At 44.9% G+C, this 17583-nt stretch carries 16 protein-coding genes; 3 read left to right on the forward strand and 13 right to left on the reverse strand.

The genetic code is table 11. The features are described 5' to 3' along the window. The 6 genes from ABTV71_RS21410 to ABTV71_RS21435 form a co-directional block, all read right to left on the reverse strand. Positions 1 to 1107: an efflux RND transporter periplasmic adaptor subunit gene (locus ABTV71_RS21410; protein WP_433900986.1), complete on the reverse strand. Its 1107-nt coding sequence runs from the start codon at positions 1105 to 1107 to the stop codon at positions 1 to 3. After that, the gene (locus ABTV71_RS21415) at positions 1104 to 2378 is read right to left on the reverse strand and encodes a TolC family protein (RefSeq protein WP_433900987.1); all 1275 of its coding nucleotides are present in this window, start codon (positions 2376 to 2378) and stop codon (positions 1104 to 1106) included. The genes ABTV71_RS21410 and ABTV71_RS21415 overlap by 4 nt, the downstream gene beginning before the upstream one ends. A gap of 90 nt (positions 2379 to 2468) precedes the next feature. Further along, positions 2469 to 3815 (reverse strand): sensor histidine kinase, encoded by a 1347-nt coding sequence (locus tag ABTV71_RS21420; protein WP_433900988.1) that lies wholly within the window; start codon positions 3813 to 3815, stop codon positions 2469 to 2471. A gap of 2 nt (positions 3816 to 3817) precedes the next feature. Then, positions 3818 to 4498 (reverse strand): response regulator transcription factor, encoded by a 681-nt coding sequence (locus ABTV71_RS21425; RefSeq protein ID WP_433900989.1) that lies wholly within the window; start codon positions 4496 to 4498, stop codon positions 3818 to 3820. Between the two features lie 233 nt (positions 4499 to 4731). Further along, entirely contained in the window at positions 4732 to 5229 is a 498-nt protein-coding gene (locus ABTV71_RS21430; RefSeq protein ID WP_433900990.1) for a DinB family protein, read from the reverse strand. A gap of 13 nt (positions 5230 to 5242) precedes the next feature. Next, the gene (locus ABTV71_RS21435) at positions 5243 to 5635 is read right to left on the reverse strand and encodes a DoxX family protein (protein WP_121122550.1); all 393 of its coding nucleotides are present in this window, start codon (positions 5633 to 5635) and stop codon (positions 5243 to 5245) included. Positions 5636 to 5852: 217 nt separating this feature from the next. Between ABTV71_RS21435 and ABTV71_RS21440 the strand changes: the two genes are divergently transcribed. After that, positions 5853 to 6317 carry a PepSY-like domain-containing protein gene (locus ABTV71_RS21440; protein ID WP_433900991.1) on the forward strand — a complete coding sequence of 155 codons (465 nt, stop codon included), beginning with the start codon at positions 5853 to 5855 and terminating at the stop codon, positions 6315 to 6317. A gap of 64 nt (positions 6318 to 6381) precedes the next feature. Here the strand turns inward: ABTV71_RS21440 and ABTV71_RS21445 are convergent, their stop codons facing one another. The 5 genes from ABTV71_RS21445 to ABTV71_RS21465 form a co-directional block, all read right to left on the reverse strand. After that, complete coding sequence (locus ABTV71_RS21445) at positions 6382 to 7821, reverse strand: TolC family protein (RefSeq protein ID WP_433900992.1); 1440 nt, start codon at positions 7819 to 7821, stop codon at positions 6382 to 6384. Then, a complete protein-coding gene (locus ABTV71_RS21450) occupies positions 7814 to 10975 on the reverse strand; it encodes an efflux RND transporter permease subunit (protein ID WP_433900993.1) in 3162 nt (1053 codons plus the stop codon). Before ABTV71_RS21450 ends, ABTV71_RS21445 begins: the two co-directional genes overlap by 8 nt. 15 nt (positions 10976 to 10990) lie before the next feature. Then, complete coding sequence (locus tag ABTV71_RS21455; RefSeq protein WP_433900994.1) at positions 10991 to 12070, reverse strand: efflux RND transporter periplasmic adaptor subunit; 1080 nt, start codon at positions 12068 to 12070, stop codon at positions 10991 to 10993. 107 nt (positions 12071 to 12177) lie between these two features. Next, positions 12178 to 12600 (reverse strand): hypothetical protein, encoded by a 423-nt coding sequence (locus ABTV71_RS21460; RefSeq protein WP_433900995.1) that lies wholly within the window; start codon positions 12598 to 12600, stop codon positions 12178 to 12180. 221 nt (positions 12601 to 12821) lie between these two features. Next, positions 12822 to 13358 (reverse strand): hypothetical protein, encoded by a 537-nt coding sequence (locus ABTV71_RS21465; RefSeq protein ID WP_433900996.1) that lies wholly within the window; start codon positions 13356 to 13358, stop codon positions 12822 to 12824. 392 nt (positions 13359 to 13750) lie between these two features. On the opposite strand from ABTV71_RS21465, the gene ABTV71_RS21470 reads away from it, so the two are divergent. After that, a complete protein-coding gene (locus ABTV71_RS21470; RefSeq protein WP_433900997.1) occupies positions 13751 to 14785 on the forward strand; it encodes a leucine-rich repeat domain-containing protein in 1035 nt (344 codons plus the stop codon). Between the two features lie 84 nt (positions 14786 to 14869). Continuing rightward, positions 14870 to 15607, forward strand: coding sequence for a hypothetical protein (locus tag ABTV71_RS21475; RefSeq protein WP_433900998.1), 738 nt, complete (start codon positions 14870 to 14872; stop codon positions 15605 to 15607). A 186-nt stretch (positions 15608 to 15793) separates the two neighbouring features. Here ABTV71_RS21475 and ABTV71_RS21480 read toward each other — a convergent pair whose 3' ends face one another. Both ABTV71_RS21480 and ABTV71_RS21485 read right to left on the reverse strand, forming a co-directional pair. Then, positions 15794 to 16507 (reverse strand): LytR/AlgR family response regulator transcription factor, encoded by a 714-nt coding sequence (locus ABTV71_RS21480; RefSeq protein WP_433900999.1) that lies wholly within the window; start codon positions 16505 to 16507, stop codon positions 15794 to 15796. A 5-nt stretch (positions 16508 to 16512) separates the two neighbouring features. Next, positions 16513 to 17583 (reverse strand): sensor histidine kinase, encoded by a 1071-nt coding sequence (locus ABTV71_RS21485; protein WP_433901000.1) that lies wholly within the window; start codon positions 17581 to 17583, stop codon positions 16513 to 16515.

A 17583-nucleotide genomic window follows, 5' to 3' on the forward strand; every position in this document is an offset into this window, starting at 1 on the left:
CTATCTATTCATCAATTCGTCAAATACAATCAGTTCATTTTCGGTCAGCACGCGGTCTCCCGCCTCCAATCCTGTTTCGACAAAGGCGTAACTTTCATTTTCCGAAATGATATCGACAGCTTTTACGGACAGGTCACAGTCGCTTTTATAGATCACCACATAATTCTGGTTGTTATGCAAGATAACCGCATCTTTGGGTATTGCCAGCAAGGGTTGCTTCTGCCCTGCGGTCCCTTTCTCGACCAAAACATCCACGCTCATGCCCGGTTTTAGTCTTAAATCCTTGTTGAGCAGCTTGACCCGCGCTTTGACCACACGCTCTTCGGGATCAAAAAAGTTGGCCACCTGGTCGATATAGCCTTCAAAATATTCGCCTTTATAAGCCAGGGTCGTGATCTTTACATGCGCCCCATTTTTGACGAAGGGCAAGTTATTTGCATAAATATTTACCGTTACCCAGACCTCATTCAGGTTGCTGATGGACACTAAGTCCGTATCGTCACCCACCGTCATTCCCGGGCTCACCTTTTTATCGACGATATAACCCGCTTTGGGTGCGCGGATATAAAAAACACCATTTTCCGATGAACCGTTCAACAGTTTCATATTGGCTTTCACATATTGGATCCCAATCTGCACTGCTTTCAGTTCACTTTCCAGCTCTTCCAGCTCCCGCTGTGAGGCCATCCCATCCTGGAGCATGCTGCGCATATTATTCACTTTGCTTTCCGCCAGGCGCTTATTGTTTTCCAGCTCACGGAGTTCCTTGCCCAGATCATTGACCGAAGTCCCCTTGAGCGTTACCAGCAGCTGCCCCTTTTCGACATAATCGCCCATATTGACAGCGACAGCCTGTACCATGCCCTGGATTGGACTCTTTAAGGCTGCGAGTTCATCCTGGTTGTATTGGATTGCACCGTTGAGGGCAATCTGTTCGGACACATCCCGCTTTTGGATCGAATCAATTTTAATATGGCGTTTGAAATCCTCATTTAGGCAAAAACCTGTAGTGCCAACAGCCTGTTGCTCCTCCTTTTGTGTTGACTGACAGCCCGGCAGTAGACAAATAGACAAAAGCATCAACGGCAATAAAAAATTAGCTTTCATTGGACAATATCCTTTCCAACTAAATAGGTTAGTTCCTCCCTGTACTGTAAGTATTTAGCCCTTCGCTCCAATAGTGATTCTTTATTTTCCATATAATTATTGATAAAGTCTATAAATTCAACAATGGTCAGCCTGCGTTCCTGAAAATTGCGGACATAGCGTTCCAGGGCCACATCCAGCTGACCGTCAAATCCATTGTCTGTAGATTTCAAACTCGCTTCCAGATTGCTGAGACGCGATGAAAGAAAATCGATCTCCCGCTCAATATCGATGCGGAACTGCTCGATTTCAACCTTATTCTTTTCCAGTTCCAACGTGGCGACCCTGATGTTTCCCTGGTTTCTATTAAACAACGGCAGATCCATGGCCACGCCCACCCCCACAAAATCGCGCATAATGTTACCACCCCGGTCATAATTCAGGGAGACCTTCAGATCCGGCACCCGTTCTGCTTTCTCTATGTCCAGCTGGGCCTGGCCTTTCTTAAATTCATTGTGGATGATTTTATAATCGCTGCGATTATCCAGCGCCATGATTTTCCATTCATCTCGTCTGTTTGCAATAAAAGCAGGACTACCTAATGTGTCCGCAATGGAAAGCACCTTGCCTTTCGCCCCGAGATAGCGTGCAACATCGTTCATTTTTGCAATTTTCTCCTGCTGGATTTCATTCAATTTATTACCAAAGGCGATCGTCTCGCTCTGGATCCTGAGGTAGTCCATTTCGCTGACATTGCCTGCTTTCCATTGGTTTTGGTACGATTGTGCCAGCTTATGGAAGATATCGACCTGATTGGCGTACAGCCGTTCTTTCTCCTGGAGCACCTGTAAGTCCAGGCATTGGCTTCGGAGGTCATATTTCAGATTTCGCAGCAATTCCTCAAACTGAAGTTGCGCATTCTGCTTCTCCAGAAGCTGCAGCTGTACTCGCTTTTTTCTTTTGCCGGCCAGTTCAATCGTCTGCTCCAGTTCAATCTGCACCTGTTGGTGTCGCCCATAGTTTCCGATCAAAGCAGGCAGGGATTCGCTGGAAGAGTTTTTCCAGAGATTGACCTCACTGATTGAAATATTGGGGTTGGGCCATAATTTCGCCTGCAATACCGCAGCCTCAGCCTGCTTTAGCTGAAAACGCTGTGCCATCAAGCTTAAGTTATGCACTAGGAATACCTCTTCTATCTCCGATTTTTGCAAGCGGTTTTCAGCCACTTCCTGTGCACATAGTTTGCTGTTCAGCCCAAGAAGAATAATGAATACTATGCCTATTTTTCTCACTTTATTTTGTATTTCCACAAAACTAAGCGTGAGGGATTACAGACAACTTTAGCCTAAATTAAAGTTTGATTAGAAAAGATTAGAGAAAGATTAGAATTTTGGAAAGAGCAGCGATACCCTCGTTCCCCTATCATCTGAATAAATATCAAAGGCTACCCCCTGGTCTTTAAAGACAATCTGTGCGAAAGAGAGCCCTATGCCACTCCCCTTTACATTGCCGACATTCGATCCACGGTAAAAGGTCTGCTTCACGGCCTCGAGCTCGGCCGCGGGGATACCAATTCCATGATCTACGATCTGCAGGGATAAGCGTCCATTGAGGGCCAGCAGTTGTACCATTACTTCCTTTCCATCCGCATATTTGAGCGCATTTTCAACCAAGTTGGAGATCGACAGGGTAATGAGCATCCGATTGCCACGGAAATTAAAATACTGCGGGTCGTCCACCTGTAGATCTACTTTCAAGGGTACGGTAAATGTTCGGGCAAACTTAGGCACCAGTTCCCACACCACTTCGTCTATGCGAAAGACCTCCATGGAACGTTTCAGCGCCTGGTCTTCTGTCAGCAATAGAAAATTGCCGATCAGGTGATTCAGAAAATTCACATGTTCGGTAATGGTCGCCGCCAGCTCCTGATACTCTTGCTGACTGCGTGCTTTTGTTCCAAAAACCTCCATGGATCCCAGAATACCGGCCAAAGGTGTACGAAACTCATGGGAGACATAGCTCACAAAATTCTTTCGGATAATCATATTTTCACTGATCCGACGCAGGAGTGCATTGTAACTTTCGATCAGATCCTGTAATTCATCCTTCGTCCTGATGACCGTCAGGGGCTCCTGGATCGTATTTAAATCCTTATCGCGAATTTCCGCAATCACCTTGCGAATGGGGAGATAGGCATATTTGCTCAGCCAGACCGATAGCAAGACAATACTGATCAATGCCACAAGAAACACCATAATAAGCGTAAATAACAGGCGGTTTAACTGATGGTCGAAATCCGCATTTGACTCCTTCACAAAGACAAAAAAATCACCTTGGTTATCGGGGTAATACAAGCCAAAATAAAAGCTATCGTCTGTTTTAAAATAAATTGTTTTCTCCGATTTTAGCCGGGTCAGCAGATGTTGATCGATTTGACTGTCATTTCGCATACCCCCATAATTCACTTGACCATCCGCATTATAGACAGCCACCATGGCCCGTTTGACCAGGCTCTCATATTGGTTTTTAGATTCCTGGTGCTTTAGCGGACTCTGTTCATCCGCCTCCAGGTAATAGATTCCCGCTATCTTGGCATTTTTCTCAAGCGAGCTGATCAGATGTCGTTCGGATGAGTTGTAAAAAATCCAGTAGATAACCACCGTTGCAAGCCCAAAAATGATCGTGAAGACCAACGAAGTAAAAAGTGTAAGTCTTGTCTTTAAATTCATGGTCAATCCGTTTTGAGCATATACCCTACCCCTTTGACCGTCTTGATCAGGGATATATCAGCTCCATCATCAATTTTACCACGCAGATAAGAAACATACACGTCCACGACATTTGTGTTATTATCAAAATCGATCCCCCAGACGGCCTGCAGTATCGCCGTACGCGAAAGGGTCTTATTGCGGTTTTCGATCAGAAATTTAAACAGCTTAAATTCTTTTGGCGAGAGATCGACCGGTTGGACACCCTTATAGACTTCGTATCGGTCCAGATCCACTTTCAGATCCCGAATTGCGATGCTGCCTTCATTTGCCGTCATTTTATAGTTTTCCCTACGGACCAAAGCTTTGATGCGGCTCACCAGCTCCTTAAACGAAAAAGGTTTGACGAGATAATCATCGGCACCGCTATCCAGAGCTTCCACCTTATCATCTATTTCGCCCAGCGCACTGATAATTAAAATTGGAATATGGTTTTTGCGGTAGCGCAGCATCTTCGTAAACTGGATCCCATCAATGCCGGGCAACATAATATCCAGCACCACGATATCTAGAGACTCCACATTGGTCCATTCCCGTGCAGCTTCAGCTGATTCTGCCAAAATGACCTGGTGCCCAAGTTCCTCGAGCCCTTTAATCACAAAGCTACTTATACGACGATCGTCTTCAACCAATAGTATCTGCATATACTCAGTTTATTTGATGCGGGGGTATATTGCTACGAATTCCCGCCGGAATCTTACAAGTATACGAATTTACAAATTAATCCTTAGACAGTTCAGGGCCTTCTATTACCCCATATTAACGCATTGATCTACATCACGGGCATCTGTCACCACGCATGACAGGTATTGCTGATGCATATACAGGGCTAACACCCCACACAAATCGGGGCATTCCAAGTCTGCTCGCGAAGCTCTTATTTCAGACAGCGCGCGGTGACCAGCAATTGTCCGACATGGCGTTGTGCATGTTCGGCAGCATGAAACAGTAGGCCGATCAACGTTGTTGGAATGCGCTTGCGCCCCAGAAAACGCTCCTCGGTCAACGTGCCGGGATCAACAGAAGCTAAGATTTGTAAGGCCTTTTCGATCTGCAGCCGTAAGTTTTGGACCAAAGCAACCACATCCAGCTCCATATCCACGATGCTTTCCTGTCGGAGATAATCAAACTGTTCTGCGGAAAGCGATTGCCCTGCCGCATAAGTAAACATGCGGTCGATCACACCGCGGATATGCAGCAGGTGAAATCCGACACTGGCATTTCCACAGGGACGCGCCCAAAGCTGCTCAGGCGATAGCTGCCGGGTATATTTTGCCGTATCCTCCCCCGCTTGCATTAATGCATGTGCCACCGGCTGCAAGAGATCCGGAATCCCGGCGATTGGTCCACGCATCCATACTTCTAAATTTTCCATCAGTTTCAGTATCCTATTTTCTTTTACATGTACTTTTTAATGCCCAAGCGATCAATACCGGTTGAAAAAACAAACGGGCGAGCCGCTTTGTGTCGGTATCTAATCCAAAACCATCACGCTGGTTTTGATACTGAGCGATATTTCCAGGAAACACGGCAACAAAAAAAGCAGCCGCAATTTTACCGACCTTTGAGCGCTGTTTGCCCTTTGCCAAAATCAGGGCACTGCCCAGGGCAATTTCAGCAAAACCGGAATAAACCACCGTATCGTCTTTAGAGATCGGTACCCAATCCGGCACCTGCGCCTGAAATTCCTTTCGGGCAAAAGTGAGGTGCCCGATTCCTGCCACGATTAAAAAAGCACCTAAGCCATAGCGGGCGACCGTTTGAAGATAAGATTTTTCCATAATCTTTTTTAATAGAAGACAGTACAGGGCAAAAATAGTTTGCACCAGTTACCCACGTTTCGAAAAACAACCCCGACAATTCCCTTCTTTCCCAAATGTTTCCAGAATCTATCTGAAACTTTACCCTGTGGCGTTTTCTGTTTCCAAGCTTAAGACAGCCTGGACGACAAAAAAGAAGTCAACAACAGATGTAATAGAACTTTGTAAAATAGCAAACATGAAGAAATTAACCTGGTTAGCCGCTGTCCTGATGACAGGCAGCGCATTGACATTTACGGCATGTGACAAAGATGATCCGATTGAGACAGCGACTAGCTATGCCGAATTGCCGCAGGCAGGCAAAGCAATCCTTGATTCCTATTTTGTAAGCAATGCTGTCGCCCGCGTCACCCGCAAAAATCTACCTGATACCGATGGTACCCTGTATGAGGTGAGGTTGACCAACGGCATCGAGATCGACCTGGACAAAGATGGCAACTGGACCGATATCGACGGGAATAATCAAAAACTACCTGATGCATTAATTCCTTCACCCATATTGGACCATGTCACCAAGCAATACCCTGCACCGTTATTTATTGAAGGGATTGACAAAGAACCCTATGGTTACCAAATCGACTTGTCCAATGACCTGGACTTAAAATTTACCACCGAGGGAGCTTTCATCGGTCTCGATGATTAAATGTCAGACAAAAAAGGGACTTACCATACGATAAGTCCCTAACAAGTAAAAAACAAAAATTATATTATTGACGATCCCAGCCGCCACCAAGAGATCTATATATCGCGACACTGGCTTTGAGCTGACTAGCTTTCTTTTCCACCAGTTCAAATTTGGATTCCAAGGCATCGCGTTGCGTCAGCAACACCTCCATGTAATCCGCCCGCGCATATTTAAACAGATCATTGGAGATGTCTATGGATTCTTTGAGCGCATCCACTTCCTTGCTCTTGATTGCCAGCCCATTCTCCAGGTTTTTAATTTTGGAAAGCTGGTTGGCCACTTCGATATAAGCCCCCAGTATAGTTTGCTCATAATGATATACTGCCTGCACCTGTCTTGCGCTGGCATTGTAATACGCCGCTTTGATCGCCCTCTTGTTGATCAGGGGAGCAGTCAGTTCGCCGACAAGTGAAGACAGAAAAGACTCCGGCTTAATGAGATAGGTCGGATCAAAAGCCTGCAAGCCCACACCGGCAGCAATATCCAAGGAAGGATAAAAACGCGCTTTCGCCGATTTGATATCCAGTTTGGAAGCCGCCAGTTCGTATTCCGCCTGCTTGATATCCGGCCTATTTTCCAGCAGATCAGCAGGGATACCCGTGTAGACAGTTTGTGGAACAAGCTTGTCAAAAGCTTCGTGATCCCTTTCCACCGGCTGCGGAAAACGTCCAACCAGGTAATTGATCCTGTTTTCTGTTTCGGTTATTTGCTGTTTGATATCATATTGCATGCCCTGTGTTTTCAGGATCTGCGCCTCGAATCTTTTCACTGCGAGCTTATTGGACCGGGCATTCTTTTTCAGGTCATTGACTACCGTGAGGGCATCATTTTGGATCTTCACATTCTCATTGATGACCAGCAGCTCATTATCCAGGGCCAGGAGCTCATAATACGCATCCGCAATTTCGGAGATCAGATGCGTCACCATAAAGTTCTTCCCTTCGACGCTGGCAAAATAGCGTTGCAGCTGTGCTTTGGTCGCATTGTGCAGTTTGCCCCAGATATCCGTTTCCCACTTGGCCTGTACACCGACGCCAAAATCAAACAGCGGTTCGGGCATTTCCCTTCCCGGTTCGATTTCCGTATTCTTCTCCATAGCGCCAATATTGGTGTATCGGCTCACTTTGTCCACACCGGCACCTACCTTGACGCCTACCGAAGGTAAATATTCTCCTTTTTTAGCACTGACCTCATTTTTGGCCATTTCGATCTCTTGCAGCATAATATGAAGCTCCTGATTGTTGGCCAGTGCCAGACCGATTAGCCCCTGTAGATGCGGATCATTGAAATAACTGTTCCATTTAATTTTTCCCGTATTTAAGGAGTCGCCGTGTGCTCCCCCATATTGTTCCGGTACCGTTCTGTTTTCGGCACGTTGTTGTATTTCCAAGGGTTTGCAGGCCGCAAAACTAAGCAAGAAAAGCGCGAAACCCGTATATTGATATATTCTATTCTTATTCATAATGTATCATGTCTTCGCTTAAAGGTGAATCGTCTTCGGATTGGATCATCTTTCTTCCGTCGGCCAATTTTGCAAATATGTAGTAGAGTCCAGGAATGACGATCACGCCAAAGATTGTTCCGACAAGCATACCGCCCAATGCAGAAGCACCGATGGTATGGTTTCCGATGGCTCCGGCACCACTTGCAAAGACCAGCGGTACGAGTCCGGCAATAAAGGCAAAGGAAGTCATCAGAATCGGTCTGAACCGTGCCCGTGAGCCCTCGATGGCCGCTTCTAGGATCGAATCCCCAGCCTGGCGGCGCTTGACGGCGAATTCGACGATCAGTACGGCATTTTTACCCAATAAACCGATGATCATGATCAAACCGACCTGTGCATAGATGTCGTTCTCCAGGCCCATGGCTTTCAATAGGAAAAATGAACCAAACACCCCGACCGGCAGTGACAACAATACCGCAAAGGGAATGATAAAACTCTCGTATTGCGCGGCTAATACCAGGTAGACAAAGACCAATACGACCAGGAAGACGTAAATCGCTTCATTTCCACGCTGTGCCTCGTCATAGGACAATCCCTCCCAGGCCACTTTATAGCCATGCGGCAAGGTAGCAAGGGCAGTTTCGTTGATCGCATGAATGGCATCGGCCGTTGTGTAGCCATTAGCCGGGAGCCCGCGGATCGCAGCAGAGTTGTACATATTGTAACGCGTGATCTCATTGGGCCCCTGTGTTTTTTTCAAGGTCATGAAGGCCGAATAAGGCACCATCTGATCATGGTCATTTTTGACATACAGGTTCAAGATATCCGAAGGCAGCCTTCTAAATTCGGGTGATGACTGCACATACACTTTGAAAAATTGGCCAAAGCGGATAAAGCCCTGTTCGTAGGTACTACCGATCAGGATATTGAGGTTGTCCATGGCTTTACCGATGGAGACCCCTTTTTGCATGGCGGCATTATTGTCGAACACCAATTCATATTGCGGGTAATTGGCAGCAAAGAAGGTAAAGACACCGGTCAGCTCCTTGCGTTTTTTCAGTTCAGCAATAAAAGCTTTGTTGACCTTATCGAAATCCTGGTAGTCTGTAGTTCTATTCAAATCGAGTAAGCGCATGGAGAAACCTCCCGAAGATCCGAAACCGGGCACTGCCGGCGGTTCGAAAAACTCTACGGTCGCCCCGAGGTTTTTTGACTTTTCTTCAAGCTCCTCCATGATCTCTTTCACACCATGCTCGCGCTCACTCCAGGTCTTCAGGTTGATCAGACAGGTCCCGGCATTCGAACCACGGCCTTCCGTCATGATCTCATAACCAGCGAGGGAAGAGACAGACTCGACCCCATCCACACCCTGACAGATCTTCTGGAGCTCTCTGGAAAGTTTATTGGTCTGTTCGAGTGTCGATCCAGGTGGCGTCTGGATAATGGCATAGATCGTTCCCTGATCCTCACTCGGAATAAAACCACCCGGAAGCGTTTTATTGATCAGGAAAGTTCCCACACAGAAGGCGATTAAAATCCCCCAGGTGATGACCCTACGGCTGGCGATTTTCCGGAGAAAGGAAGCATAAGACCCCGTTAACCTATCGAAAGTGCGGTTAAAGGCATCGAGTGATTTGGTAAATAGATTGGCTTTTTTGGGCTTTCCATGGTTATTTTTCAGCAGCATCGCTGCGAGCACCGGCGTGAGTGTCAGTGCCACCACGGCCGATATCACAATGGAACTCGCCATGGTAATTGAAAACTGACGGTAGAACGTCCCCACGGGGCCTGTCATAAAAGAAATCGGAATAAATACCGCCACCATGACCGCCGTGATGGCGATGATCGCACCTGCAATTTCGGCCATCACTTCCTTGACGGCACTGTAAGGTGAGATCGTGCTCTCCTCCATCTTGGCGTGCACAGCTTCGATTACGACAATGGCATTGTCCACGACAATTCCGATCGCCAGAACGAGTGCAAACAGGGTGACCAAATTGATCGACATGCCGAACCACTGGATGACAAAGAATGTACCTATTAACGACACTGGCACCGCAATGATCGGGATCAGGGTAGAGCGCCAGTCACCAAGAAAAATAAACACCACAATGGCTACCAGGATAAAGGCATCGCGCAGGGTATGCATTACCTGTTCGATCGAGGCATCCAAAAACTGCGATACATCATAGCTGATCTTATAGTCTATGCCCGGAGGGAAATTGCCCTTCATCTCTGCCAGCTTCGCTTTGACATCTTTGATGACATCATTGGCATTGCTCCCATAATTCTGTTTGAGCACAATGGAAGCCGAAGGATGTCCGTCCAGATTGGAGTAGATATCAAAAAATTCACTGCCCAGTTCGACTTTGCCGACATCTTTGAGTTTGATATTCTCCCCTTCCGAATTCGCGCGAACTATAATATTTTCGTACTCTTCGGGTTGATTGTACTGTCCTTTATACGTCAATACATATTCCAGGGACTGGGCAGCGATACCCGAGCTCTGTCCCAGTCGGCCCGGCCGGCCGATGATACTTTGTTCCCCGATCGCTTTCATCACCTCATCCACCGATAAGTTGTAGGCCCGCATACGGTCGGGATTTAACCAGATCCGCATGGCATAGCGCCGGCTACCCAAGATCTGAGATTTGGCGATTCCATGGATCCGGTTGATTTCGGGAATGATATTAACCGTGGCGTAGTTGTACAGAAACTTTTCGTCCATACTCTTGCTGCTGCTGTACAGGTTGACATACATCAACATACTGGGCTGGATCGGATTGACGATCACCCCCTCCTTTTGCACCAGTTCAGGCAGGAGGGGCATCACCTGATCCACCCTGGTTTTGACCAGCACCACCGCATCGTTGGGATCCGTTCCCGGATCAAAGATCACGTTGACGGTGGCCTCGCCGGCACTGGTTGCGTCTGTAGCGATGTAACGCATGCCCTGCACCCCATTGATGGCATTTTCTAAGGTAATCAGCGAAGATTTGACTAACACATCCGCACTGGCGCCGGGATAGGCAATGGAAACCGCTACCGTGGTCGGTGCGATCTTCGGAAATTGTTCGGTGGGAAGCTGCTTGATCGCCAGTCCCCCGATAAATAGAATGACAACCGATATGACAATAGCAAATACCGGTCGATGAATTACTTTTTTAAACATAATGCTGCGTTTTAATTACTCTGCATATAAATCCAGGTTTGACATGACTTTCTCCGGGGTCTGGTACCTTGCTTCAATGGTCTGATTTTCCTGTACCATGCGAAGACCGTTCAGCAGAATCTTTTCGTCCTTGTTCAGGCCCGAAGAGACAACATAGATATGAGGCAGTTCGGCAGCAACCTTTATTTCTCTTGCTTTTACTTTATTATCTTTTGTGATGACATATACATATTTCTTTTCAAGCTCCTCAAATGTAGCTTTCTGGGGGATCATCATCGCATTCACATAAGGAGAGGTAATGACGATATTTCCCGTCTCCCCAAAGCGCAATAAACCCTTTGGATTTGGGAACGTGGCCCGATAAGCAATATTTCCCGTTTCATTGTTGAAGTCCGATTCGATCGTTTCAACAATACCTTCCTGACCAAATTCCTTGCCGTTGGCCATGTTCAGGCGGACATGCATGGGACTGTTGTCCTTCCTGGCTTCCATCTGATTGAGGTATTCCACTTCCGGCACATTGAAGTATACCCACATTTTGCTGTTGTCGGAGAGTTCGGTGATCAATTCCCCCTCGTCCACCAGGCTCCCCTTGCGCACATGTAGTTTACCGACGATACCCGAGAATGGGGCGGCGATATCCGTAAATTTGAGGTGGGTGTTCATCGACGCCAGTTCGGCCTTGGCTTTCTCATATTTTGCTTTGGCCATCTCAGTTTCCTGGGGTGCAACGATATCTTTTTCAGAGAGATTTTTGGTATTTTGATATTCGATTTCAGCATATTTGACCTCTGCTTTTGCGCGGTTGACATCGGACTCATAGAGGTTGGGCATAATTTTAAAGAGCGGCTGTCCTTTTTGTACAAACTGTCCTTCATCCACAAATATGGACTGGATGTAGCCCTTTTCCTGCGCACGCAGTTCAATATGGTTGATCGAACGGATCTGGGCAACATACTCTTTATTGACAATGGTGTCTTTCACCAGCGGTGTTGTCACGTTGAAAACTGCGGCTTCCTTCTTTTCCTTTTTTTCAGACTGACAGCTCGTTGATAGCACAATAAAACACAGGCTGATATACATGAAGCTTTTCATGATCGTATATTTTTTAATAATTTTTGAAAAATTTGAACAATAGTGTGACCAGCTTCCAAAATATATGAAAGCCATTTTGATATTCTTTTAAAAAAATTAATTAAAAATCACAGCCTGAAGACACTGTAATGGATATAAAGGGCGTTTTTTAGTGGAGTAAGATGCTGTGTATTGGCAAGCGATATCGCTGTGCGGGTATTGTGAAACTCGGGGTGGATGTAGGCGTTCAGATTTCCAAAATCATTTTTGGAAAGTGCGAATACATTCGAAGCGTCAGTATCGCTGCCCGTCTCATCGTTTTCACCATCCTTCTCAGCAACATAAGCCCTGAGTTTTTCGTGGCGTTGGTGTTCACCTTTACGGATGACTTCAACATCCTGTGCCTCAGTTTTTACCTGTCTGTTGTAGTACTCGACTGCATAGCGGTTGGCTGATGCAGGCTCATTTGACGCTGATGCATAATACCAGCCCAAACTGACAAGTATTGCACACAGAACGCTGAATAGATATTGACGGAATCTTCCTTGCATCGTTAAAGCAAATGTAATTAAACTTTAAAAAGGATGCAAGGAATTTGAATATAGAAGTTTTAAAGATTATAGGTTATTGTTACAAAGTATTTAAAATTAACCCTTTAAAATTAAAATAATGATATTTAAATAGGCTAACGCACTGATTCAAAAACAGTAAACAAAAGTCCGCTTGTATTTATGCTCCCACATAACGATCGAAACGCCCTTGGAAATACACATCAATCCTGCCCATTTCCATAAAGGGTTTCTGAAAGAACCTGTAAGTAGCTATCCGCTTCTTCAAAACGTTTGAGTTCGACCTCATAAGACGCTATCACAGGCTCAATCGATGCTTCGCCTCCCTTAAAATCGATGTAAGCCATCACGGTATCACCACCCCACATCCAGTCAAAGATCAATGCAAAACCGGTCTGGGTATAGCTGCCCAGTTGTTTAAAAAGAGCCAGCATCGGCAGTATTTCGTGATAGTTTTCGCTGAAATGGAGTGCTGCAAAAGTCCAGCGCTGATCGGTGTCATCATACTGCTCCATAGCTCCGTAAGATGCCGTATTGAGCAAATCATCCAAGACATCACGGATACACTGTCTGGAATAGGTCGGGATGGTTTCCAAGTCCGATTTATTATACATCTGGCGGCTTTCCCACCATTGCAACCAATTCTTATCAATAGCTGCCTGCATTGGCCTCGCTGCGAAAAAAGCGTTTAATCTTTCTTTTTCAATTTGAATGCTAATATAGAGCGTATCCAATTCCATACATGTATTTAAATTATTCCATTACTCTAAAAATATTGCTTAAATTATGAATAAGCTTTATACTTAAAATAAGCAAATACCGAACTCCAAATGAAAATAATGAAAATCAAGATATTTAACAACCAATGCCAAAAAAATCAGCCTATCAGCTGACGCTGTGGATCTAGACATCAATAGATCAATGGTTGAGCAAAGGTCAATGACCTATTTGATCCAAAGGTGCAAGGAGATGAGCATTGATAATAGAAATGCCGGGGGGGTAAATTTCCGCGGTCAAAGTCGACTATGGCTTCAAAATCGACGAATCGTAAATCAGGCAGGCCAAATATAAACCGGTAAAAAAATATTTGATCTTAATATGCACATTTGCATGTATACAACGCCGATCAAACATGAAAAAATATATTATCGTTTTTAGTCTATCATTGCTTACTATTACTGCTTCTGCGCAAAAAAAGAAGAAAAAGCAGATACCGCCGCCAAAGAAGGTGGAGCTCATCCCCGTGGTTGAACCGGTCCAGATTACCAACGGTTCGGCCGAAGATGCTCTCCCCGTGCCGATGCCCACAACCAGCCCCGTTCCTATCCTTGCCACAACCGTCGAAGGAAAAGAAATGCGTTTCAAGAATATCGAAGAACTGACAACGACAGACTTATCGAAGCTGAAAGAGCTGTCATTTCGATCGGCGGTTAGCGGCAAGTCTATCGACAGCGGCATTTTGCAGAAAATCATTGAACGCGCTACGCAACTGGAAACACTAGGGATTGACAATTTCGAGTTAGCTGTTTTTCCTGAAATCAAGACAGCTCATCATCACCTAAAAACACTGGCACTACGACAAAACAAGCTAACATCACTGCCGGCAAGCATTTCCAATCTTACCGCATTAACAGCTTTCACCTGTGACAACCCTCTTACCGAACTGCCGCCATCATTCACGCAGCTCAAAAACTTGAAAGAACTTGGACTGAACGACCACCTATTTACTGCCTTTCCAGCAGAAATCTTTAGCCTGAGCCAACTTTCCCTGTTATATATGTCGGGCAATTACAAAAGTGAAACGAAACTGGGGAAACTACCTGACCTGTTTCAGCAACTGCCTGAACTAAAAGAGCTGGGTATACAAAATGCAGGACTTTCCTCATTGCCCAGATCTATCGCGACACTAAAAAAATTGGAACACGCAAGTTTTTCCAATAATCAATTTAAGTCGTTTCCCGAAGTACTGGCTTCAAATCCCAGGCTGGTCTATGTGCCCTTTACCAATAATCCCCTACAATGGGAGCCATTCCTGGCGTCCATCAAAAAAATACAATGGCGAGGACTGTTCTTCCTGTACGAAACAGGATTTACAAAAAAACAGTACGAACAGCTTCAGCAGATCCTGAGCAAAATCGATGTGTATTACGACGGTATGAATGACTAAGACTTAGCGGATCTTTCAACGGCCTCTTTGGGCAGTCTGGTCGCAAGTCAAACGGCCAATAATCTAATATAATGATCAATAGTGATGAATAACTCAAACGAAAATTATCTAAAAGAGACCAGGAAATTGTACGACAAAATTACGTACAAATTTCTGATGCCAGTGCTATATATAGTATTCCTGTGCGTCAGCCCGCCACCTGTTTTTATCTTTACGATAGTCTTATCCCCGCTGCTGTTTATGCTATTTTTTAACCGTAAACTCTTCAGTAAGAAGTTCGCTATTTTTTCGTTTATGATCTATTTGACCGGATCAGCTATCTATTCCTGCTTACCGTGGTTTCAATACCGGAGCTTTCTTTTTTTTCATCCCAGCTGGACGGAAGCAGAAGGCAGAATTATTGATTATAAAATCCGCTGGACGCCGACGACAAAGCAGTCCGCAGCTTCGTCTACCGCATCCATTACCTACACGTACAGGGTCGGGGACAAAGAGCGGCAAGTTTACGCTTCGGAGGCAGTAGATCGTTACTCCAATAACTTATGGAATACAGACGGCGACATCGAAGGCCATAATTTAGCACTGGACAAGCAGATAAAGGAGTACATCAACGCTAAAAATTATAAAATACTGATCAACAGAGCAAATGATTCCAGACTATTTATTCCTTTGGACTATTTTAGCTTTTGGGGCGCTCTCCCCCTTCAGATTATCCTCATGCTTCTAAAAATCATCGTAGCATTGGCCATTATTATTTCGCTGCCTTATAGCTATGCATATGTACTTGAGCGCATAAAGGAAAATCAGCGAAGAAAATATTGATGCCTCCGGTTGATCCCAACACGACTATCTAAGTCTAATTTTCTACCAATTCAAAAACCTAGCATATTTTCCTATATTGATACGATGCTCCAAGAGCTCCTGTTATGTCATTTGCTTAATACATATTAAATCACTATCGCTTCTTCTGCGCAGAAAAAAGAAAAAGTAAAATATAACCTCAGCCAATCAACTACGATTTAAGATCGAGGCCAGGACTTCTTCCTTTAGATTTCGGGCTATCGGAATTTTATAATCCGCGATGTGCAATTGATTTCCCTCTATGATCGCTATTCTATTCTTGTTGACCAGATAAGATCGGTGGCACGATATAAAAGTATGTGTAGGCAACGAGGTCATCATCTGTTGGAGCGTGCAATAGGTAATTTCACGAGAATGCATAGTCTGCACAATCACATAGTTACCCATACTCTGAACGAATAGGATATCTTGAAGAAAAATTTTCTTCAATCGTTTATCCACTTTAAGAAAGATATGCCCCTCTTGAAAATTTGTCGGCATGCCAGTCGGCAAACCAGCTAAGCTGAGCACATCGAAGGCCCGGTTGGCCGCCTTAAAGAACCGTTCAAAGGGAACTGGCTTCAACAGATAATCGATAATCTCCAACTCATATCCACGCAGTGCATACTTTTCGTAGGCAGACACAACGATAACCCTGGGCGGGTTGTTCAGGCTTGCAATATAATCCAGGCCCGAAATTTCAGGCATTTCGATATCAAGAAAAATAAGATCAATGGGATGCGAACGAAGGTACTGACTCAATTCGATAGCGTCCTCGCACTCAACAACAAGTTTCAAAAAGTCTATTTTCTCTATATAGGATGCAATTCCCTTACGCGCGAAAGGCTCATCATCAACTATAGCACATTTGATCTCCATCATATCGATTAAATACATATTATTAATTCCGCCAAAAAATTCCTTCCATCAACCTGTGTATTCAGGGTATGGCGCTGCGGATATAGCAATGCCAACCTCTTTTTCAGATTGGAAAGTCCTGCCCCGGACTCAGTTATTTCAGCCAGCGAAATTGCCGGCTTTACGGAAGCTGCATCGGATAAACTGTTTGAAATGCTAAAGCATATTTTAGTTCCTTGGCGTTTGAGGTGGATAGCTATCGCGTACTGCCCCCGCACATATTTAAATGCATTTTCGAGCAGTGGCTGAAAAAGTAAGGGAAAAATTGTTACCCCTGTCCAATCCTCATCAATATCTGTATGTACTGTCAATCTTTCGGTCAACCGCTGCTGCTGAAAGGCTATATAAGATTTTAAAAATGCAAGTTCCTGGTCCATGGATACCTTTTCATCCACATTGTAAATCTGGTAGCGCAATAGTTCCGAAAGCTGTTCGACACTTTTTTTTGCCAACGTATTCGACTCATCAATCTGAAAATATACTGTGTTAAGGGCATTAAAGAGAAAATGTGGATGATATTGGCTTTTCAGCAATTGCAATTCGGTATTCAATTTATCCGCTTTGATCTTTTCGACATAGATACGATTGTTCGCCATATTCTTATGTATATACTCGTTCCGCAACAACATGTAGTAAAGTAGAAACAATGGAATATAAATCGCATTAACCAGCATATAATCGATATACCCATCGCCCATGTAGATCCAGCCGAAATGTTCGGTGACAAATACCGCCGGATTAAATATCAGAGCGATTTGCACAATGGCAATCATGTACTCCAGTGGTACATTTGGCGTAATGGTAGGCATAGCAACAAAGATCTTGTCAAGTCTCCGCCGCCACAACATTGTCATCACATAACAAAAAATCACAGAGATAAGAAGTCCTACGGAATGGATCTTAATCCCCCCTGACCAAAATTCATCTTTCTTGGTTAAATCGGTCACGACACGTAAAATATTGAACGAAGCGATTCCCCAAAGTGCCGGGCCTAGGTAATGTATGGGATTTTCTCTTAATTTTGAAATGCTGGCTATCAT

This window comes from Sphingobacterium puteale (assembly GCF_050986225.1).
GTDB lineage: Bacteria > Bacteroidota > Bacteroidia > Sphingobacteriales > Sphingobacteriaceae > Sphingobacterium > Sphingobacterium puteale.